Raw genomic sequence first — 19,829 nt, forward strand, 5'->3', positions numbered from 1 at the left:
GTGATGAAGACACTGACAAGGAACCGACGATGAGGATGAACACGGATGTCGTAGGGAACGCGGTACGACGCCACCTGTTCAAGGTGGCAGCGGTCGCAGCCGCCGTGGGCGCGCTCGCTTGCCAGTCGGCGGGGCAGGGCGCTGGAGGCGCTGCGAGCGCCCAGGCTACGGAGGCCTGGGACAAGACCTTTCCGCGCAGCGCCCTCGTGAGTCACGAGAAGGTGACCTTCCACAACCGGCTCGGCATCAAGCTCGTCGCCGATCTCTACGTCCCCAAGAACCTGGACCGAACGAAGCGAGCGCCTGCCCTCATCGTCGGTCACCCCTACGGCGGCGTGAAGGAGCAGACGTCGGGGCTCTATGCGCAGACGATGGCCGAGCGGGGCTTCATCACCCTGGCGTTCGACGCCTCGTACAACGGTGAGAGCGGCGGCCAGCCCCACTTCATCGCCTCCCCGGAGGCGTTCGTGGAGGACTTCAGCGCCTCGGTTGACTACCTCGGCGCGAATCCGCTCGTCGACCGGGACCGCATCGGCGTCATCGGTGTCTGTGGCAGTGGCGGCTTCGGCCTGGCCGCCGCGGAGATCGACCCGCGCATCAAGGCCGTGGCCACGGTCAGCATGTATGACATTGGCCAGGCGACACGGCAGGGGCTCGCGGAGCACCTGGACCCGGGCGCGCTCACGAAGAACCTGGAGCGAATCGCGGCGCAGCGCTGGGCGGAGGTGGACGGTGCACCGCGAGCGATGACGGTGGGAACGCCCGAGGTCCTCACCGAGCGTTCGTCCGCGATCGATCGAGAGTTCTTCGACTACTACCGCACGCCGCGCGGCCAGCACCCGCGCTCGACCACGGCGATGTCGCTCACCAGCGCCGCTTCCATGTCGCTGTTCGCGTCCTTCGACCACCTGGATCGAATCTCGCCGCGACCCGTTCTGTTCATCACGGGCGACCATGCGCACTCACGCATCTTCAGTGAGCACGCCTTCGCGAAGGCCTCCGAACCCAAGGAACTCTTCGTCGTGCCGGGCGCCGGCCACGTGGACCTCTACGACCGCGTGCAGCTCATCCCCTGGGACAAGCTGACGTCGTTCTTCCATGCGCAGCTGGGCCCGACCGCGGCAGCCGGGACCTTCAAACCCAACTTCCCGAGAGACTCATGACCCCCCAACCCACCAACGACTCCAGGGCGCCGGCCCCGCGCTCCGCGGCATGGGGCGCCGTGTTCGCGCTCACCCTGTGCGTCTCGACGCTCATCGCCTCCGAGTTCATGCCCGTGAGCCTGCTGACGCCCATCGCGTCGGATCTTCACGTGAGCGAAGGCCGCGCGGGTCAAGCCATCGCGGTGTCCGGGCTCTTCGCGGTGGTGACGAGCCTCCTCATCGCGTCCGTGGCCAGGGCCGTCGACCGCCGGAAGCTGCTCCTCGGTCTCACCAGCGTCATGCTGGTCTCGGGGCTCGTCGTCGCCCTGGCGCCGAACTACCCCGTGTTCATGTTCGGGCGTGCGCTCATCGGCATCGTCGTGGGCGGGTTCTGGTCGTTGTCGGCGGCCACCGTCATGCGCCTGGTGCCCGGGAAAGACGTGCCGCGGGGACTGGCCATGCTGAACGGCGGCAATGCCCTGGCCACGACCGTCGCGGCGCCGCTCGGCAGCTTCCTGGGGCAATACATCGGTTGGCGGGGTGCGTTCTTCGCCGTCGTTCCTCTCGCGGCGCTCACCCTCGCGTGGCAGTACTTCACCTTGCCCGGGATGCCCACGGAGCAGGCCGCTCCGCCTCCGAGCCCCGTCGCCGTCCTTCGACGCCCCAGGGCCCGGTTGGGTCTTCTGGCGGTTGCGTTGCTCTTCATGGGCCAGTTCGCCCTGTTCACGTACCTGCGTCCCTTCCTGGAGACGGTCACACGGGTCGACGTGTCCACGCTCTCGCTGCTCCTGTTGGGCATGGGCGCCGCGGGGCTCCTGGGCACGTATGTGATGGGGTTCCTCGTGGCCAGGCGGCTGTCCGCGGTGCTCATCGCCGCGCCCCTCGCGATGGCGGTCATCGCGGTCGCGCTGGTCGTCCTCGGCCAGTCCCTCGCGGCCACGGCCCTGCTCCTCGCCGGCTGGGGCCTGATTGGCACGGCGGCGCCGGTCGCGTGGTGGACGTGGCTCAGCCGCACGCTGCCACACGATGCGGAGGCTGGCGGCGGCCTCATGGTCGCGGCCATCCAGCTCGCCATCACGGCGGGCGCTTCGCTCGGAGGCCTGCTGTTCGACCGCGGCGGCCACCCGGGTACGTTCCTGGCGAGCGCCGCGCTGCTCGGGGCCGCGGCGCTCACGGCCTTCAGGGCGTCACGGCCCTCGAGGCTGCCGGCGGTGGCCTTGCCGCGCGGTGACGGTGCGGCTTCCTGTTCCCCCACCCGCTGAGGAGGCGCTCTCCAGGGTTACCGGGTCGAGCGCGGTGTGGGGAGTCCCCCCTCGACACCACATTCTTCAGCGTGGCTTCACAGCCCGTTAGCTCCGGGGCTCCTAATCCTGCCCGCGGCCTGGGCGTATCTCTCCACGGAGGAGACTGAATATGCGTGCAACTGTGATGTACGGCGCCGGTGACGTGCGGGTGGAGAACGTGCCCGACCCCAAGCTGCAGCTTCCCACCGACGCGGTGGTGCGCGTGCTGCAAGCGTGCATCTGCGGCAGCGACCTGCACCCCTACCACCAGATGCCCGCCTCCGCGCAGGGCACGCCCATGGGCCACGAGTTCATCGGCATCGTCGAGGAGGTCGGCTCGGCGGTGCGCGGGCTGCGCAAGGGGGACGTCGTCATCGCCCCGTTTGCCTACTCGGACAACACCTGCGAGTTCTGCCGTGAGGGGCTGCACACCTCCTGCAAGAGCGGTGGCTTCTGGGGCAGGGGAGGCGTTGGCGGCGGGCAGGCCGAGGCGGTGCGCGTGCCGCTCGCGCAGGGCACCCTCGTCAAGGTGGACGTCCAGGAGGACTCGGCGCTGATGCCCTCGCTCCTGACGCTCTCCGACGTCTACGGCACCGGCTGGCACGCCGCGCACAAGGGCGGCGTGAGCCCGCGCAAGACCGTCACCGTGATTGGCGATGGTGCCGTCGGCCTGCTCGCCGTGCTGTCCGCCAGGCAGCTCGGTGCGGAGCGGATCATCCTGATGGGCCGGCACAAGGTGCGCACGGACCTGGGCCGCGAGTTCGGAGCCACGGACGTGGTGGCCGAGCGGGGACAGGAGGGCATTGCGCGCGTGCGCGAGCTGACCGGAGGCCACGGCACCCACGTGGTCATCGAGGCCGTCGGCTACCGGGAGGCGTACGACACGGCCTTCGGCGTCGTGCGGCCCGGAGGCGTCATCAGTCGCGTCGGCGTGCCGCAGTACGAGGAGGCCCCCATCGGCTTCGGCAGCCTGTTCGGCCCCAACGTCACGCTCACGGGCGGACCGGCCCCGGTGCGCGCGTACATCGAGCGACTGCTGCCGGAGGTGCTCGAGGGCAAGGTGAATCCCGGCAAGGTCTTTGACCGCACCGTCGGCCTCGACGAGGTGCCGGCCGGCTACCGCGCGATGGACAAGCGCGAGGCCCTCAAGGTGCTCGTCCGCCCCTGAGCCCCAACGTCCTCGGGCACCCGGACCGCCTCTACAAGAAGCCGGGCTACGACCCGACGTAGCGGGGCGAGCACCGCGCCTTGGCTTCCGCCACCGCCGCCCATCGCGGCATTCACACGGAGTCTCCCATGAAGGCAATCGTCACCACCGCACTCGCGCTCCCGCTGCTCGCGCTCGCCGCCGCTCAGGCACGCCCGGGAGGCGCGGATGGGGGAAGCGCCGTGCCCGCGGCCGCTGCGCGCGAGGGCGTCCGTGTCTCGCGTGCGGGCAGCCAGGCCTCCACGAAGGGCCCTGCCGAGTGGTTCACGGGCGTGGTGCGCGTCGACCCGCTCTTCGCGGCGAACGCGCCGGCGCGCGGCGCGGGTGCGAGCGTCACCTTCGAGCCCGGCGCCCGCACGGCCTGGCACGCGCACCCGCTCGGGCAGACCCTCGTCGTCACTGCGGGGGTGGGCCGGGTGCAGGGCTGGGGTGGCGCTGTCCAGGAGATCCGCCCGGGCGACGTCGTGTGGATTCCGGCGGGCCAGAAGCACTGGCACGGCGCGGCGCCCACCACCGCCATGACCCACCTCGCCCTCCAGGAGGCCCTGGACGGCAAGGTGGTGGAGTGGATGGAGAAGGTCTCCGACGCGCAGTACGGCACCCAACCCTGAAAGGAGCCACACCATGGCCACCAAAGAGAAGCCCCAGACCGCCGCCCAGAAGGCCCTCGGCGACTTCGCACCCAAGCTCGTCGAGCTGACCGACGACGTCCTCTTCGGCGACGTGTGGGAGCGGCCGCAATTGTCCAAGCGCGACCGCAGCCTGATCACGTGTGCCGCGCTGGTGGCCACGGGGAAGACGGAGCAGATGGGCTTCCACTTCCCGCGCGCCATCGAGAACGGCGTCACGCAGGGGGAGCTCGTCGAGCTCATCACCCACCTGGCCTTCTACGTGGGCTGGCCCAATGCCATGTCTGCCATTGGCCGCGCCAAGGAGCTGCTGGGGAAGGCGTCGCCGTGACGGCAAGGCCCGTGCACCAGGCCCGAGCGGCTGTCCTCGCGCTCGGGCTCCTGTCGTCCGCGGCCATCGCCTGGGTGGCGGACAGAACCAGTGACAGGGCGCAGACAGCCCAGAACGTTGCTTTTCGCATGGTCATCTCAAGGGATTGTCAGGCCGCGCCGTCCGGAGGTCCGGTCAGCGCGGCCTGGAGTCATCGTCAGCGCTTCGCCTTCGTCGCGAGCGCCGCCTGTGCGCTGAAGTCGAGGATGATGGGGAGCTCGAACGCGCCGTACTTCGCGAGCACGGGGCGCTTGACGCCGTCCACGTCGGTGGCCGCCGCGAGCGAGGCCTCGAAGTCGCGGATGTAGGTCGCCGTGTCGCGCAGGGCCGTGGGGCCCAGGGCCGCGTTCTCCGCGCGGTGGCCCGGGATGACCGTGGTGGCGCCGCGCTTGTCGAGCTGCTCGATGTTCTTGAGCCACTGCGCCCGCCACCGGGCGTCCGCGTTCACGAGATACGCATGGACCTGCTGGTAGGCCGTATCCCCCGCGATGAGCGTCCGGGTGGAGGGAATCCACACCGCCGTGGCGGCCTCGCTCTCACCGGGGTTCAGGCTGATGAGCTCCAGCCGTTGGCCCTCCAGCGCCAGGTGGTCCGCCGTGAGCGGGGATGGAGTCACCGGCTCGGAGGTGAGGTTGGCGCCGAAGAGCGGCTTCCACTGCGCGAGCTGCTTCGGTGCGAGCGCCTTGATCTCCGCGATGACCGCGGGCGCGGCGACGATCCGCGCCTGGGGGAAGGCGGCCCGCACCACCTCCAGGCCGAAGTAGTGGTCCGGGTGCCCATGGGTGATGAGGACCGTCTTCAGCGTCTTCTTCGACTCGAGGATCTTCGCGACCAGCCGGTGCGCCTCCGCGAGCGTGAACTGCGAGTCGACGAGCACCGCGTCCTGCTCCCCCGTGATGAGGGTGGACGTGACGCGGAAGCCCTCGGGAGCCGCGGTAAAGACCTCGGTCTTGAGCGGCGCGGCGGCCAGGCTCGTGGTCGCGAGGGTGAGGGAGAGGGCGAACAGCGGAAGGGCGGGTTTCATGGCGTTCTCGTGCGACGAGGGAAGTGCCCGTAGCCGATGGCTTCGAGACACCCCCAAGATGCGAAACCCAGTCCGTGAGATAAACGGCATGAAAGTCATCACATCGTTGACGCGGCGTCATGAATCACGCGAGCGTCGAGCGCATGGATGCCTTCTCCGAGATCGCGGTCTTCACGCGCGTGGTGGACCTGGGCGGCTTCACACGGGCGGCGGAGCAACTGAGACTCACGCCGTCGGGAGTGAGCCGCATCGTGTCGCGGCTGGAGGCGCGGCTGGGAGTGCGGCTCCTCAACCGGACCACCCGCAGCCTCAGCCTCACGGACGAGGGGGCCGCGTATTACGAGCGCTGTACGCGCATCCTCGCGGAGCTCGAGGACGCCAATGCCACCCTGGCACGGGCCAGCGTCACCCCACGTGGGCGGCTGCGCGTGGATGCTCCGGTGGCGATCTCAGATTTCGTCCTCGGGGCCGCACTCCCTCGCTTCCTCGCGCGCTACCCGGAGGTGTCGATCGACTTGACGGTCCGGGACCAGCTCATCGACCCGACCGCCGAGGGCGTGGACGTGGTCATCCGCCTCGCGGCGGCACGGGACTCCGAGCTCATCTCCCGCAACCTCGCCCGCGCGCGCTCCATCCTGGTGGCCTCTCCCGCCTACCTCGCCGCGCATGGGCGTCCGCGCACGCCCGCCTCGCTGCGTGAGCACACGTGCATCGCGTACCTGTCGAGCACGGGCCCCCTGCCGTGGCGCCTCAAGGGAAACGCGGGGGAGATGAGCTACGTGTCCAACGCCAGACTCGTCGCGGGGTCGGGCAACGTGCTCACCCGGGCCGCGGCCGCCGGGTTGGGAATCGTCCAGACCTTCGAGTACCACGTGGCCGCGGAGCTCGCCCGCGGCGAGCTGGAGATCCTCCTCGAGGAGTACGAGCCCGAGCCTCGCACCGTCCACGCCCTCTTCGCGCGACAGAAGGCCGCCGTCCCCAAGGTCCGGGTCTTCATCGATTTCCTGGTGGAGCTGTTCGCGTCCACCACGGCGGAGCTGGCCGGCCGGAAGCGACGCTGAAAACACCACGGGCGACGGGGTTTCCCCCGCCGGCCTCCCCCGCGGACAGCTGATCGCACCGGCTCGGATTGTTTGGCGAACCCGGCGTTAGCCGATCAATGGAGCCGCGCGGAGCTCGCCGAGAAATCCCTGCGGCGTCACGCCCGTGATCGCGCGGAACTCGGCGATGAGATGCGCCTGGTCGTAGTAGCCGACTTCGGCGGCGATGCTCCCCCAGCTGGCGTGATCGGCTTTGAGCGCGGCGCGTAGCGCGCGATGGAAGCGTGCAAGCCTGGCGAACGCTTTGGGGCTCACGCCGACGGTTTCACGGAACACGCGACGCAGATGCCGCTCGCTCACACCGATGTCGACGGCGACGGTGTTCACATTGGCGCTCGTCAGCCTCTCGGCGGCGTCGAGGGCGAGTTGCGTGCGGGCGCGGTGTCCCTCCGCGAGCGCGAGGCGTTCGGCGATCGCGCTCTCCAGGATTGCAGCCGCATCGGCCGTGCTGCGGGCGTCGCCGAGCCGATCGAAGAGCCGCCGGGTCGCGGCGCCGCCCCACAGATCCTCGAGCGCGACGATGCCTCCGGCGATTGCGGAGGCCGGCACGCCGAGTACCGCCTCATGCGAGCCCAGGTGAAGACGCGCCGTCACGGTGCGCTGCCCGCTGCGAATGAGCTTTCGATGCACCCTCTGCCTTCCGCCCAACGCGTGTGCGTCGAGCCCCCTTCGCGCCAACGGCCCGAACCGAACGACGAGATGGACCTCCGGACGCGGAATCACGACGCCCGGTACGTCGCGGTCACGCTCGTCCACGAACAGCGCCGCTACGGCGGACGCGGCCGATGCGCTCGGCGCAACGCGACTGGGGTGAATGGGGCTCGCGTGCATGAGATGACTTTGGTGCGTGCGCGACGGTCGCGCAAGAATCGGTTTGCGTGTCCGGTTCTTCCAATCTTCGACGCGTGCGGATGGCTACGTTCCGCACATGAAAATCCTCGTCACCGGAGCGACCGGAAAGGTCGGAAGTCGGCTCACCAAGCGACTCGCCGAGCGCGGCTATCAAGTGCGCGCCCTCGTGCGCGATCCGACGCGCGCTGCCGCCCTGAACGAAGCGCGTGTCGAGCTCGTCCAGGGCGATCTGCTCGATGTGGACTCGCTCGCGGCCACGGTGCGCGGCGTCGATGCCGTGGTCCACTGCGCCGCGTTCTTCCGCGGCGCGACTCCCGAGCAAGCGCACGCGGTCAATGACCTGGGCACGCAGCACCTCGCGAGCGCCGCCCGTGCTGCCTCCGTGAAGCGCTTCATCTTCACGAGCACCGGCCTGGTCTACGGTTCGAATGGTGGCCGCCTCGCCCGCGAGGACGACCCCTGCGCGCCGACTGCGGCATACCCGGTGAGCAAGCTTGCCGCCGAGCGCCTCCTCCTCGCGACCGAAGGGCTCGACGTGCGCGTGCTTCGCCTGCCATTCGTGTACGGCGACGGTGATCCGCACATCGAGGAGGTGATCCCGGTGATGCGCAGCTTCCCGCCGGCCCAACGCATGTCGATGAGCCACCACGCCGACGTCGAACAGGCCGTCGCTCGTTTGCTCGCCGCGCCTTCGCCTGCGCATCGCATCTACAACGTCGTCGACGACGAGGCCCCCGAAATCGCCACGCTGTTCGCGTCGGTGGGCGCGCCGCCGCCTGACGGCTCGAACGCTGAGTTCGCGCGCACTTTTGACGCGCTCCTCGACGGGCGCCGCATCCGTGAAGACCTCGGCTTCAAGCCCAGGTTCCCCCGCCTCGCGGACGCGCTCGCCGCAGGCGCATAGGCGAGACGCGATCTGGGGGGCACAGGTGCCTTCAGCGCGCGATTCCGTCGAGCGCGGCGAGGCTCTTTGCCGGCAGCACGAGTGACGCCGCGGCCACGTTCTCGCGCAGGTGCGCGACCGACGACGTGCCCGGGATGAGCAGGATGTTCGGCGCGCGGTGCAGCAGCCACGCGAGCGCGACCTGCATCGGCGTCGCGCCCAGCTCGTTCGCGACTTCCGACAGCGTCGAGGACTGGAGCGGCGTGAAGCCGCCGAGCGGGAAGAACGGCACGTAGGCGATGCCCTGCTTCGCCAGCGCGTCGATGAGCGCGTCGTCTCCGCGATGCGCCAGGTTGTAGTGGTTCTGCACGCACACGACCTCGGTGAGCGCTTGCGCCTGCTCGACCTGACGCGCCGTCACGTTGCTGAGGCCGATGTGGCGAACGAGCCCCTCGCGCTTGAGTTCGATGAGGACGGCGAGCTCTTTGTCGAGAGGGCCTTCCGTCGGTGTCATGCTCATCATGCGCAAGTTCACGACGTCGAGCGCGTCGAGCCCGAGGTGGCGCAGGTTGTCCTGGAGGTCCGAGCGGAGCTCGGCGGGCGAGAGCGCCGGGAGCCACGACTTGTCCGCGCCACGCCGCCCACCCAGCTTCGACACGATCACGACGTTCTTGGGATACGGATGCAGCGTGGCGTGAATGAGCTGGTTCGTGACGTGTGGCCCGTAGGCGTCGCTCGTGTCGAAGTGGTCGATGCCGATCGCGATCGCCTCGCGCAGCACCGCCGCGGCCGCTTCGGGATCCCGCGGCGGTCCCCAGACGTGCGGGCCCGCGAGCTGCATGGCGCCGTAGCCCATGCGGTGCACCGTGAGCGATGTGCCGGGGAACGTGAACCGACCGCCGAGCTTGTCTGTGTTTGTCATGCGCTCGAACCTAACGCTGGCCAGGATTCACACCAGCAAATAGCATGCATGCCAATCATGAACGATATTCGTGCCAGGGATCTCGACCTCAACCTGCTGCGCGTGCTCGTCGCCGTCGCCGACGCGGGCTCGGTCACGAAGGCGGCCGCGCGGCTCTACCTCACGCAGTCGGCGGTGAGCGCGGCGCTCGGCCGGCTCAGCGAGTCGCTGGACACGCCAATGCTCGTGCGCCACGGCCGCGGTGTGATCTTGACGAGCCGGGCAGCACGCCTCGTGACCGAGGTCCGCCCGCTGCTCGAGGCGATGCTCCAGGCGTCGTTCGCACCGGCGCGCTTCGATCCGCGCACGAGCGAGCGGACCCTCCGCCTCGGGCTCGCCGACTACGCGGACGAGTTGTTGCTGCCGCCGCTGCTGCGCCGGCTCGGGCGCGACGCGCCCAAGATGCGGCTCATCTGCACGCCGGTCCAGTTCCGCACGGTGGTCGAGGCGCTGGCGACCCGTCGCGTCGACCTCGCGGCCACGGTCATCGGCAAGCTGCCGCAGGCCATCCTGCGCAAGCCGCTCCTCCGCGGCCACTTCGTCTGCCTGTTCGACCCGCGCCACGTGCGCCTCGGCGCGCGACCCACCCAGCGCGCGTATCTCGAGCAGGAGCACGTCATCGTCTCCTTCAACGGCGACCTCCGCGGCACGGTCGAGGACGCGTTCGGCGTCGAGCGACGTGTCCGCTGCTCGGTCGCGAGCTTCAGCGCGATTGGCGCCATCGTCGACGGTAGCGAGCTGGTGGCGACCTTGCCCGACGTCTTCGCGGCGCATGTCCTGCGGCAGCGGCCGCACCTTCGCAGCGCGCCGTTCCCCTTCGCGCACCCCGCAGGCGGCCTGGACCTGCTCTGGCCCGCCGCGCTGGACGAGGACGACACGTGCGCCTTCGTACGCGCCGCGATCATCGATATCGTCAAGCAGGTGCCCGCTCCATCTTGACGAGCTCACACGTGTGCGCTTCAGGAGCGGGCGTTCGATGCCGCGATCGCGTGGGGAGTCCTACTCCTACAGTGGGACCCGCGACTGCAAGGACGTCGTGCACACCTTCGCGTTCGCCAACCTCACCACCGGGCCGTGATGAGCAGGCTTTACGGTAGCCGCACCTGGGCGCGTCGCAAGGATGGGCTCTCGAAGACAAAGCGCATGCAGGTGGCCTTCGCCCACCACCTGCTTGACGTCGCTCGCGCCCATCGCGCCAGGGCGTGGCGGCCCTGCGCCAGCGGGCCACGCACCACCCTCCGTTAGCAGGTTCCGGCGAGTTCGACCGGTCGCCGCGCGGAGACGTTCCAGGTGGCCGGCAAGTCGGCATCGCAGTCGACGCAGACGAACCATGCCTCCTTCACCAGGTTCACCTCGCGGCACTTGGAGCAACGCCGGAACACCGCTGGGGGGGCCGGCCGGGTGCGAGGCGACGGAGCGACGGATCTCGTCGGGCCCGATATATGCGTAGGCGTATTGTTCCATGTGGCTTCCCCCGTCCAGGATGGTGGCGGCGAACTCCCAGTATTGCCGGATCGATAGCCCGCTGAGCAGCATGGGACAGAGCTTTGGGCTTGGCGCTTGAGCGAGGACAGACCGTGGAAATCCGACACCTCTCCGCACCCGCCTGGTCGGCGTTCAAATCCTGGCTGCTCAAGCTGCACGGCGTTCCCATCTCCCACCTCCGGCTCCTGACCGGCGGCTGTCCGGCGGAGGAACTGCCCGCGCTCGCGAAGGAACTCAAGCGCGTGCGGGCCGACTTCAAGAAGCGTCCCAATGGGGTCTCGGCCCCTGCGGACGAGCGCCTCCGGACGGACTACGCGGCGCTCGGTGTGCCCTGGTCCGCGTGGAGCGAGGTGGCGCGCGAGGTCCAGCGCGACCTGAAGCGTAAACGGTACGCGCGCTGGACGGGGGCGGATGCGCTTGAGTTCCCCGAGGGGCCTTCCGCCGAGGACCTGGTGACCGTCTTGTTGTTCGGAGGCGTGGAGCAGGCACGACCCCATCTGCTGCGCCGCGCGTCGCTCGCCGCAGGCTCGCTCGAGGCGCTGTGGTGCCGCTGGCTGGCGGGTGAGCCGCTCGAGCCCGAGACGCTGCGCTCGTTCGCGGGTGCGCCCGAGCGACTCGCCGAGCCCCTCTACACTCCAGGCCTCGAGGAGGTGCTGCCGCTGTTCTTCGTCGAGCCCGACCCCGCACGCGCCGAGCGGGCGCTGGAGGTCGCCTCGACCCGGATGGGCTCGTCCCGGTCGCAACCGTTGATGGACTTCCTGCGCTCCCTGCTCGGCCTGTGGCGTCAGGAAACTTCGGTGGAGGAGGTGAGGGCGCGCTTCGATACGAGTGTCGCGACCGTCTCGCCCTCCGAGGTCGCCCAGCTGAGCGCGCCCGCCTATCTGTATGGCCGATACATCGAGGCCCTCCCCCCGCACGCGCTGCTGGAACGGGTGGGCTCGCGTCTCGAGCGCATCGCCGTGCCTGCCCGGGTTGCCGATGTTCAGCCCGTCATGGAGGCCCTCGCCGCGCTCGAGGAGTTGACGGCCATGGGCCTGGGCCTCCGCGTGGAGCAGCGGCCCGGGGAGGTTCTCCTCTCCGCACAGGAGCCGGAGACCGGGGGAGGGGACGAGTTCCTGTAGCGCTGCCGTATCCTCCGCGAAGAATGCCGCGGCGCCGGGTCCTGAGCGCGGGAGTGCTGGCATTCACGTCGACCTCGCGCGCGAGATCTCAGAAGAAGGAGTGGGTCTGCGCGTTCCTGGCGCGGATGGCCTCTTCGGTCCTCGGAACGAGGCTCTCGAGCCCGGTCCTCACGGCCTCTGCTTGGACCTGCTCGATGAACGGGCGAAAGCGCTCGTTGTAGGCTCGAAACGCGAGCTCGAAGTCGAGGTCGTGCTCTCGCATCGCATCCGCCAGTGCGGCCGCGCCATCGATGGCCAACGAGCCCCCCATGCCGGCAGCGGGTGAAGGGCAGTACCCCGCATCGCCCACCAATGCGACTCGGCCTTTCGTCCAGGAAGGCATTCGTATCTGGCACAGCTTGTCGAAGTAGAAGCTCTTCGAGCTCCGCACTGCTTCGAGCAGCTCCGCCGTCCTCCAGCCCACCCCGACGAACTGGTCCGCGATGATCCGTCGTTGGGCCTCCTCATCGCGGCGGTCGTACGGGATCTCCATGTCGGAAGCGAACGCGAGAATGATGTCCGTGTTGTTCTTGTAGGCGTTGAGCATCACGGCCTTGCCCGGCACGTTGAACATCTGCGCGGTGTTCCGCTCGATGAGCAGCTTGTCCACGATCGTGATCGAGAAGTACTGCCCGAGAAAATTCAGGTACTGGGCTTCGTCGCCGAACCAGAGCCTCCGCACGGCGGAGTGGACACCGTCGCAGCCGAACACCAGGTCGAACGTGCGTCGTGCGCCCTTGGCGAACGTGGCCTCGATGCTGTCTTTCGTCTCGCTCAGCGCGGTAATGCTGTCGTCGAAGACGACTTCGATGGGGTCCTTCACGGCGGCGAACAGCATGTTCAGCAGAACGGTTCGTTCGATCTCGAACTCGTCCTCCGAAGGGACTTCGCCTTCACCTCTCAGCACCAACGAGCGCTCCGTGACATCGCGCTCGTTCTTCATTTCCCACCGCTGAAGGCTCAATCGGTTCGACCGGATCTGATCGAAGAGGCCCATGCGCCGGACGATGTCGACGGTGTTGCCTTTGATGTCGACGGCCGTGCCGCCCGTCCGGAGCCCGCGCGCGACCTCCACGACGGTGACCTCGTAGCCCAGGCGGCTCATCCAAAAAGCGGTCGAGAGCCCGGCGAAGCTCGCGCCGGAGATGAGGACCTTCTTTCCATTCGCGCCCATGACGTCTCCGTTTGAGGGCTGCATCCTGGCAGCCCTCGAGTCCAAGATGTTATACTCGGTAAACGTTTTCGCAAGAGATTCGTTGACCGAGTACAGAAAACCATGGCCCATGCTGGCGGCGCTTCGCTAGAATCCGGCGCATGGGCGAGCGACGTGAGAGCAAGAAGCGCGAGACCCGGCAGCGGATCTCCGATGTGGCGACGGAGCTTTTCTTCGCGCGGGGCTTCGAGGCGGTGACGCTCGACGAGATCGCGGCCGCTGCGAACGTCTCCAAGATGACGGTCTTCAACTACTTCGCGCGCAAGGAGGACCTCATGCTCGATCGCCAGGATGACTTGAAGCTGGTCTTCTTTCGCGAGGCGATCCGCGCGAGGCCGCAAGGGCAATCTCCGATCGCCGAGCTCCGCGCTCTCATGGGCAAGCTGCGAGAGCAGAAGCATCCGTTCGCCCACTTCGACCGCCATACGGCTGACTTCTGGCGCTTCGTCGCGGCGAGCCCGTCGCTCGAGGCGCGGCTCCGTGAGCTCAACGACGAAGCGGCAGAGGGGCTCGCGATCGAGCTCGCCGGTCCGAAGCCGGAGGGCCTCGCACGGCTCGCAGCCGGTATGATCGTGCTGACGGTGCGCACGGCTCGCCAGGAAGCCATCCGCGTGTTCGAACACGGAGGCTCCGCGAAGAAGGCGAACACTGTGTTCTTCGCCTTGATCGATCAGGGCTTCGCGGCCGTTCAAGGAATGGCGGCGACCGACGCGCGCGGCCAGTCATCGTGAAGTGACCGATTCTCCCCCCGTGTCAGGGAAGTTGTCGCCTCGGCGGATTCGCCGAGCTGACGCTGACCTCCGCGCGCCTCGCTGTGCACCTGCACCTGTCCCTGCCGCGAGGAGGGCGGACGACGTCATGGGCCTCAGCATACGTAGCGCGGCGCCGCCCCACGCGCACTCCGGCGACGCTGCGAGACGTTGGGCGACCGGCACCCCACGCGCCGCGCCGGCCACCGAATCCTCTTCTCCGCAACGCCCCTTCGGAGGAACGCCCATGCGTGCCGTGCTCCTGCTCTGCCTCATCCTTCCGCTGTCACCCGCCCAGGCCGATCTGGGCACCCTCACCGTGCCCGCTGTCGCGGCCGCGCGCGCCCCCGCTGTCGCGCCACCGCCGTTCATCCAGGTCATCGAGCACGAAGTGCCGGCCCTCATGAAAGAAGCCCGTATCCAAGGCGCGGCCGTGGGGCTGATTGTCGGCGGCAAGCTGGTCTACACCCAGGGCTTCGGCTTCGCGGACCACGCGGGCAAGGTGCCAGTGACGTCCGACACGGTGTTCGTCGCTGCCTCGCTGGCCAAGCCGATCGCCAGCTGGGTGACGATGCGTTTGGCCGAGCAGGGGCGCGTGCAGTTGGATAAGCCGGTGGCCGATGTGCTGTCGCCGTGGCCGCTGGCGCAGAGCCCGTTCGACCCTCGCCTGATCACGATCCGCCGCCTGCTGTCGCACACCGCGGGCACGACCTTGGGCGGGTATCAGGGCTGGCTCGATTACAAGGAGCTGCCGAGCCTGGAGGAGTCGCTGGCCGGCAAGACCCATGGACGCGGCGCGGTGGAACTGTTCGCGCCGGTCGGTGTGAAATTCCAGTACTCCGGCGGCGGCTATACCCTGATGCAACTGGCCATCGAGCGGACCACGCAGCGCAAGTATTCGGACCTGGCGCGGGAGCTGGTGTTCCGGCCGCTGGGCATGAAACACAGCAGCGTCGCCATGACGCCGGAGGTGCTGGCCGGCGCAGCGCAGGGACACGGCGACGATGGCAGGCCGGTGCCGATGCGTTACTACGTCGAGCAGGCGCCTTCGACCCTGACCACCACCGTCCGCGACTTCGCCCGCTGGATGATTGCCGGCATGGAGGACACCGCCGGCGCGCATCCACTGACCCAGGCACAACTGGCCCAGATGTACACACCCGCGGACCTGAGCACGCCGCGCGCGCCCGATGAGGCGGTCTACGGCCTGGGCCACTTCATCGAACGCCTCAGCGACGGCAGTACCGCCGTCGGTCACGACGGACGCAACCAGGCCGGCTTCCGCGCCAATTTCTTGATGCGTCCGCACTCCGGCGACGGCATCGTCTTCTTCAGCAACTCCCGCAGCGGGCTGGCTTTGGACCGCGTCGTCTGCCTGTGGGGCGCCGACGTGGCCAAGGTCGATCCGGTGACGACCTGCAAGAAATAGCGTTGCGTTCTACCGGGTGCCCGAATGCGCGGCGCAGCTTGCGCAGGTGGGCTCCAGCATCTTGGGGAGGCACAGCGGGAACTCGATGCGAAACACGGCGGCACTCGCGGCGTGTGGGTCGGTCACTCGCCGCGAGCCTACCGCGCCGCGCCGCGGCTACGCCTTGCCGGGCTTTTCGCCGAGCCGCCTGGCTCGTTCCTCGGCCTCGCCCGGCACGTCGAACTCCGTCGGGTCGAACAGCGGCCGGAGCTCGACCTCCCACTCCTCGCGGCCACCGGGACTCGGCCCCTGGAACTGGGGGCGAGGGAGGGCCACCGCCAACCTCACGGCCGGGCGGTGCCGGGGCTGGCTGAAGGCGAGCGCCTCCAGGGGACCGGGAGACGGCCGCGCTAAGTCGACGGCGGAGGGGTGCGACCCTTGCTTCGCCGCCACAGGAAGCTCGATGGCCCGCATTGTGCGTCGCTCGCCCGCATGACGCGCGATTTGACGCAGCCTTGGCGCACCCATGACGCAGCGATCGAATTTGGGGTAGGCACAGCCCTCATCCTTCCTCTTGGCACCAGATCGTACTTTCAAGTATTTACATGGTTCCAAGTCCTGTTCGCCTGGCGTTCGGTGGCTTGAGCTGTCCCTGGCGTGGTAGTCCCTGAACAGGTCCGCAGATGAAGAACGAAGAGAGCACGCAGAGCCGCCGCCAGCCGCAGCAGGAGCGCTCGCGGCAGATGGTGGAGGCCGTCCTCGATGCCGTCCCCAGAGTGCTCAAGAGGCACGGAGCCGGAGCGGTCACCACCAACCGCATTGCGGAGGTGGCGGGGGTCAGCATCGGCTCTCTGTACCAGTACTTCCCGGACAAGCAGGCCATCTTCAACGCCCTTCATGAGCGCCATGTGGAGGATGTGAAGCACAGAATCGAACGTGCCGTGGCACAATGCGCCTCGAGCACCCTCGACGAGTTTGCGGCCTGCTTGGTGGAAGGACTGGCGGATGCCCACATCGTAGAGCCTGAGCTCCACGAGATGATCTCCGCCGCAGTCCCGGCTTCCTCGCTCGGGTTCAAGGAAGCCCTTCAGATGGCATTCGAGCTGGTGATTCCATCGCCCGAGGTCGGCACGTCCCGCCCGCAGGCGGGCGACCGGATGTTGTTCGTCCTGCCTCACTTGGTCGAGGCGCTGGTACACGCTGTGCCCCAGGCGCGCCCTCCCTTCACGGTTGATCGCGCCAAGGGCGAAGTCATCCGGACGGTCCTCCATTACCTGGACCGGCCATGACCCCTCACTGAAAGGCTTCGGCGTTCTGATTGATCCAGCGGTCGAAGGCGAGGGGCTTGCGGCCGAGGATCCGCTCAACGCCGTCAGAGACAGTAGTCAGTCTGCCGTCTCGGATGGCACGCCAGATGTCCACAAGAGCGTCCGCATACTGCCGGCCACCCGCGTATGCGAGTGCAGCCTCGTGGGCTTCTTCGTCTGAGAGCTCCTCGTAGCGGACCTCCTTCCCAATGACCGCGCCAATCTTGGCCGCCATGGCTGCGTAGCTCAGCGCCTCGGGTCCGGTGACCACCCGTGACTCTCCTATGTGCTCGCCCGTCGTGAGTGCGTGGGTGATGACGTCGGCGAGGTCGTCGGGATGAATGAATGCGATCCTCCCTTGCCCGGTAGAGGAACGGAGGACCCCCTCCGTGGCAATCGACTGAGCCCAACCGAGCACGTTCGACATGAAGGCGGCTGACTGGATGAACGTGTACGGCATACCGCTCTGCCGGACCGCGTCCTCGCCGCGCGCGTGCCATGGGCCGGTCCCCACCCCGGTCCGGACGTCCAGCGTCGAGAGCTTCACCATGTGCTTGACACCCGCATCCACAGCGACCTGAACGACGACTCGGTCCCGACCGGCGAGGCGTGGCCCGCTGTTGAGGAGAAACACGCCGTCGCTGCCGGCGAGTGCCTTCCGTAGAGCGGGGCCTGGCTTGGCCAGGTCGCCGACGTGCATGTCAACCTCGTCGCCGAACAGCGCCCGTGCTCGGGCTGCATCCCGGACAAAGACGCGGGGACGATGCCCACCTCTGATGAGGCGATGGGTGACGAGAGAGCCGATATTACCTGTCGCGCCAGTCACCAAGAATGTCATTGAACGCGGCTCCAGGTTCGCATGAGCTCAAGGACGACCTTTCGCTGACCGGCAAGCGAAAGGTGCAGGCCATCCTCCGTGAAGAGTTCAGGCGGTGGAGATGCGCCGAAGGCCGCAAAGAGGTCGACCGTGGGCTCCTTGAGGGCACGGATGGCCTCCGCGACACGGCGGACGTCCTCGTTGCGGAAGTCGACTCCGAAGCGGGACAGCCCCCAGTGCTTCGACGCGCGATCCTCAAGGACCGGGGGAGGCGTAATCCACAGGCGACGTGCCTGCGTCCCCTGTGCAGCACGGGAGCGAAGCTCCTCAAGGTTGCGCGCAGTCTCACGGGCGTCAACGAGAGTCTTGCCCGCGTTCGGGCCTTGAGTCCGCGCGTCATTCACGCCGATGAAGAAGATGATCCAATCCGGCTCCTGGATGAGGGCGTTCCCTATCCGCACCAACCCATGCGTGGTCGTCTCACCGCCTACAGCGTTGATGGCCACTGAGACCTCATCATGGGGACGCTGAGCAGCCACCAGCTCCTGGAGAATGACCGCCCAAGATTGAGGATCCGCCGTGTGACTGTCGCCGAACGTGACAATGCGTGCGCTCTTGCGCAACGGTAGTTTTTCCAGCATCCGGCTGAACTCGGGTTCCGCGAGCAGCCCCTGTGCGGCTTCTCTTGCGCCCTTCTGGCTCTGAGCGAGCTCGGCGCGGTACGTCTCCGGCTCGAGGCCGAGCAAGGCGGCGCACGTCTCGGCAGATACTTTGCCGCCGCCCGGAAGCGACGAGACGGTCCTCTCCGGTTGAAGGACTTTCACGAGCCAGCGCCTCTGTTCAGTTGACCATTCCATGTGCTCCATCTCCGGTGATTGGGGAGGCATAGAGGTACCGGACAGGGGCCGCACGGTCAGCTCGCGTTGCCCCGCGGCCAAACCCTTGAAATGACTCCTTCTTTACGCAGCGGCGAGTGACTTGCTCAGGTTCCACGCCCGAGAGAGTCATCGGCTCAATTCGTCGGGAGCTGCTGGACCATGTCGTCGTCCTGAACGAGGCCCACGCTCGGCGCCTGTTGCGCGAGTACCCGCGCTACTACAACGCGAGCCGGACGCACCTGTCGCTCGGCAAGGATGCGCCCGAGAGGCGTGAGGTGCAGGGCCCGGAGCATGGCGCGAAGGTGATAGAGCTTCGGGAAGTCTTCGGGCTCCACCACCGGTACGAGCGCCGAGCTGCGTAGAGCCTCACCCCCCTCCAGCAACGGCCTCACGGACCTGCGCCTGCCACGCCACCCTGCCTACCTTCACAGGAAGGCAGCGGTGTGCCCACACGCATGCAGAGAGGCCCTGAGACGTAGGGTCCGGGCGTAATTCCGACCTTCATCAAGCACGAGAGAAGGCTCGGCGGCGCGTCATGCGCATCGCTCACCGGTATGACGCGCGTCTTGACGCACCCATGACGCAGCGACCGAATTTTGGGTAGGCACAGATGGGGCATTGCGTCGATGGCTCGGGCTGCTGCGCGCTGGGCGCGCTTTTTGTAGAATCCCACGCCATGGGCCTCCTCACCTTCGGTCTCAACGTGACTTTGGACGGGTGCATCGATCACACCCAAGGAATCGCGGACGACGAGCTGCACGACTATTGGACGCAGCTCATGGACCAGAGCGGGGCGATGCTCTTCGGGCGCAACACCTACGAGCTGATGGAGGGAGCCTGGCCCGCGGTGGCACGCGACGAAAAGGCGCCGCGCGCGATGCGCGAGTGGGCACAGAAGCTCGAGGCGAAGGCGAAGTACGTCGTGTCGGGCTCGCGGAGCGACTTTCCGTGGCAGAACACGATCAAAGTGGAGGGTGACCTTCGCGAGGCGATCTCGGCGCTGAAAGCGAAGACCGAGCGGGGTGTCCTCGTCGGAGCGCCCAAGCTCGCGTCTGCGCTCGAGGAGTTGGGGCTCATCGACGAGTACCGCATCGTCGTTCATCCCATCATCAGTGGCCGCGGGCCGACGTTGTTTCATGGCCTGTCGAGTGCGCGGCAGCTCGAGCTCCTATCGACGCAGCGGTTCAAGTCCGGCGTGCAGGCGCTCCACTTCCGTCGCAAAGCGGGATGAGCGTGGAAGGACCCGAGCGATTCACCGGCGGCTGCCTGTGCGGCAGCGCCCGCATCGTCGCGTCGGGACGGCCGTGCCGCGTCGGCGTGTGCCACTGCCTCGACTGCCGCAAGCATCACGGCGCTCTCTT

At 68.1% G+C, this 19,829-nt stretch carries 21 protein-coding genes; 14 read left to right on the forward strand and 7 right to left on the reverse strand.

Annotated elements, in window-relative coordinates:
• Positions 1 to 206: 206 nt before the first annotated feature.
• The 5 genes from D7V97_RS02310 (at position 207) to D7V97_RS02330 (ending at position 4,592) form a co-directional block, all read left to right on the forward strand.
• Positions 207 to 1,163: an alpha/beta hydrolase gene (locus D7V97_RS02310; RefSeq protein WP_199728679.1), complete on the forward strand. Its 957-nt coding sequence runs from the start codon at positions 207 to 209 to the stop codon at positions 1,161 to 1,163.
• A complete protein-coding gene (locus D7V97_RS02315; protein ID WP_120608928.1) occupies positions 1,160 to 2,404 on the forward strand; it encodes an MFS transporter in 1,245 nt (414 codons plus the stop codon). Before D7V97_RS02310 ends, D7V97_RS02315 begins: the two co-directional genes overlap by 4 nt.
• Before the next feature lie 151 nt (positions 2,405 to 2,555).
• Positions 2,556 to 3,593, forward strand: coding sequence for an alcohol dehydrogenase catalytic domain-containing protein (locus tag D7V97_RS02320; protein WP_199728680.1), 1,038 nt, complete (start codon positions 2,556 to 2,558; stop codon positions 3,591 to 3,593).
• Between the two features lie 128 nt (positions 3,594 to 3,721).
• A complete protein-coding gene (locus tag D7V97_RS02325; protein ID WP_120608930.1) occupies positions 3,722 to 4,243 on the forward strand; it encodes a cupin domain-containing protein in 522 nt (173 codons plus the stop codon).
• Positions 4,244 to 4,256: 13 nt separating this feature from the next.
• Positions 4,257 to 4,592, forward strand: coding sequence for a carboxymuconolactone decarboxylase family protein (locus D7V97_RS02330; protein WP_120608931.1), 336 nt, complete (start codon positions 4,257 to 4,259; stop codon positions 4,590 to 4,592).
• 196 nt (positions 4,593 to 4,788) lie between these two features.
• On the opposite strand, the gene D7V97_RS02335 is transcribed toward D7V97_RS02330, so the two are convergent.
• Positions 4,789 to 5,655, reverse strand: a complete 867-nt coding sequence (locus tag D7V97_RS02335) for an MBL fold metallo-hydrolase (protein ID WP_158623250.1) — start codon at positions 5,653 to 5,655, stop codon at positions 4,789 to 4,791.
• Between the two features lie 119 nt (positions 5,656 to 5,774).
• Between D7V97_RS02335 and D7V97_RS02340 the strand changes: the two genes are divergently transcribed.
• Positions 5,775 to 6,716 carry a LysR family transcriptional regulator gene (locus tag D7V97_RS02340; RefSeq protein WP_120608933.1) on the forward strand — a complete coding sequence of 314 codons (942 nt, stop codon included), beginning with the start codon at positions 5,775 to 5,777 and terminating at the stop codon, positions 6,714 to 6,716.
• 87 nt (positions 6,717 to 6,803) lie between these two features.
• On the opposite strand, the gene D7V97_RS02345 is transcribed toward D7V97_RS02340, so the two are convergent.
• Positions 6,804 to 7,385 (reverse strand): AraC family transcriptional regulator, encoded by a 582-nt coding sequence (locus D7V97_RS02345; RefSeq protein WP_120608957.1) that lies wholly within the window; start codon positions 7,383 to 7,385, stop codon positions 6,804 to 6,806.
• A gap of 298 nt (positions 7,386 to 7,683) precedes the next feature.
• Here D7V97_RS02345 and D7V97_RS02350 point away from each other — a divergent pair, with 298 nt between their 5' ends.
• Positions 7,684 to 8,511, forward strand: a complete 828-nt coding sequence (locus tag D7V97_RS02350) for an NAD(P)-dependent oxidoreductase (protein WP_120608934.1) — start codon at positions 7,684 to 7,686, stop codon at positions 8,509 to 8,511.
• Between the two features lie 31 nt (positions 8,512 to 8,542).
• Here the strand turns inward: D7V97_RS02350 and D7V97_RS02355 are convergent, their stop codons facing one another.
• A complete protein-coding gene (locus D7V97_RS02355; RefSeq protein ID WP_120608935.1) occupies positions 8,543 to 9,412 on the reverse strand; it encodes an aldo/keto reductase family oxidoreductase in 870 nt (289 codons plus the stop codon).
• A gap of 57 nt (positions 9,413 to 9,469) precedes the next feature.
• Here D7V97_RS02355 and D7V97_RS02360 point away from each other — a divergent pair, with 57 nt between their 5' ends.
• Together D7V97_RS02360 and D7V97_RS02365 are read left to right on the forward strand one after the other, a co-directional pair.
• Positions 9,470 to 10,390 (forward strand): LysR family transcriptional regulator, encoded by a 921-nt coding sequence (locus tag D7V97_RS02360; protein WP_120608936.1) that lies wholly within the window; start codon positions 9,470 to 9,472, stop codon positions 10,388 to 10,390.
• Positions 10,391 to 11,028: 638 nt separating this feature from the next.
• Positions 11,029 to 12,057 (forward strand): hypothetical protein, encoded by a 1,029-nt coding sequence (locus D7V97_RS02365; RefSeq protein WP_120608958.1) that lies wholly within the window; start codon positions 11,029 to 11,031, stop codon positions 12,055 to 12,057.
• An 88-nt stretch (positions 12,058 to 12,145) separates the two neighbouring features.
• Here D7V97_RS02365 and D7V97_RS02370 read toward each other — a convergent pair whose 3' ends face one another.
• Positions 12,146 to 13,270, reverse strand: coding sequence for an FAD-dependent monooxygenase (locus tag D7V97_RS02370; RefSeq protein ID WP_120608959.1), 1,125 nt, complete (start codon positions 13,268 to 13,270; stop codon positions 12,146 to 12,148).
• A gap of 140 nt (positions 13,271 to 13,410) precedes the next feature.
• Between D7V97_RS02370 and D7V97_RS02375 the strand changes: the two genes are divergently transcribed.
• Both D7V97_RS02375 and D7V97_RS02380 read left to right on the forward strand, forming a co-directional pair.
• Complete coding sequence (locus tag D7V97_RS02375; RefSeq protein ID WP_120608937.1) at positions 13,411 to 14,040, forward strand: TetR/AcrR family transcriptional regulator; 630 nt, start codon at positions 13,411 to 13,413, stop codon at positions 14,038 to 14,040.
• A gap of 265 nt (positions 14,041 to 14,305) precedes the next feature.
• Positions 14,306 to 15,487 carry a serine hydrolase gene (locus D7V97_RS02380; protein WP_120608938.1) on the forward strand — a complete coding sequence of 394 codons (1,182 nt, stop codon included), beginning with the start codon at positions 14,306 to 14,308 and terminating at the stop codon, positions 15,485 to 15,487.
• Positions 15,488 to 15,643: 156 nt separating this feature from the next.
• Here the strand turns inward: D7V97_RS02380 and D7V97_RS44475 are convergent, their stop codons facing one another.
• Positions 15,644 to 15,802, reverse strand: coding sequence for a hypothetical protein (locus D7V97_RS44475; RefSeq protein ID WP_158623251.1), 159 nt, complete (start codon positions 15,800 to 15,802; stop codon positions 15,644 to 15,646).
• Positions 15,803 to 16,149: 347 nt separating this feature from the next.
• Here D7V97_RS44475 and D7V97_RS02390 point away from each other — a divergent pair, with 347 nt between their 5' ends.
• Positions 16,150 to 16,755, forward strand: coding sequence for a TetR/AcrR family transcriptional regulator (locus tag D7V97_RS02390; RefSeq protein ID WP_120608940.1), 606 nt, complete (start codon positions 16,150 to 16,152; stop codon positions 16,753 to 16,755).
• Positions 16,756 to 16,759: 4 nt separating this feature from the next.
• Here the strand turns inward: D7V97_RS02390 and D7V97_RS02395 are convergent, their stop codons facing one another.
• A complete protein-coding gene (locus tag D7V97_RS02395) occupies positions 16,760 to 17,611 on the reverse strand; it encodes an NAD(P)H-binding protein (protein WP_120608941.1) in 852 nt (283 codons plus the stop codon).
• Complete coding sequence (locus D7V97_RS02400; protein ID WP_233582469.1) at positions 17,608 to 18,414, reverse strand: SGNH/GDSL hydrolase family protein; 807 nt, start codon at positions 18,412 to 18,414, stop codon at positions 17,608 to 17,610. Before D7V97_RS02400 ends, D7V97_RS02395 begins: the two co-directional genes overlap by 4 nt.
• Before the next feature lie 149 nt (positions 18,415 to 18,563).
• Here D7V97_RS02400 and D7V97_RS02405 point away from each other — a divergent pair, with 149 nt between their 5' ends.
• A complete protein-coding gene (locus tag D7V97_RS02405) occupies positions 18,564 to 18,830 on the forward strand; it encodes an integrase core domain-containing protein (protein WP_120608942.1) in 267 nt (88 codons plus the stop codon).
• Positions 18,831 to 19,144: 314 nt separating this feature from the next.
• Positions 19,145 to 19,699: a dihydrofolate reductase family protein gene (locus D7V97_RS02410; protein ID WP_120608943.1), complete on the forward strand. Its 555-nt coding sequence runs from the start codon at positions 19,145 to 19,147 to the stop codon at positions 19,697 to 19,699.
• Positions 19,700 to 19,829 lie beyond the last annotated feature (130 nt).

The sequence above is a fragment of the Corallococcus sp. CA053C genome, from assembly GCF_003611675.1.
Classification (GTDB): Bacteria; Myxococcota; Myxococcia; order Myxococcales; family Myxococcaceae; genus Corallococcus.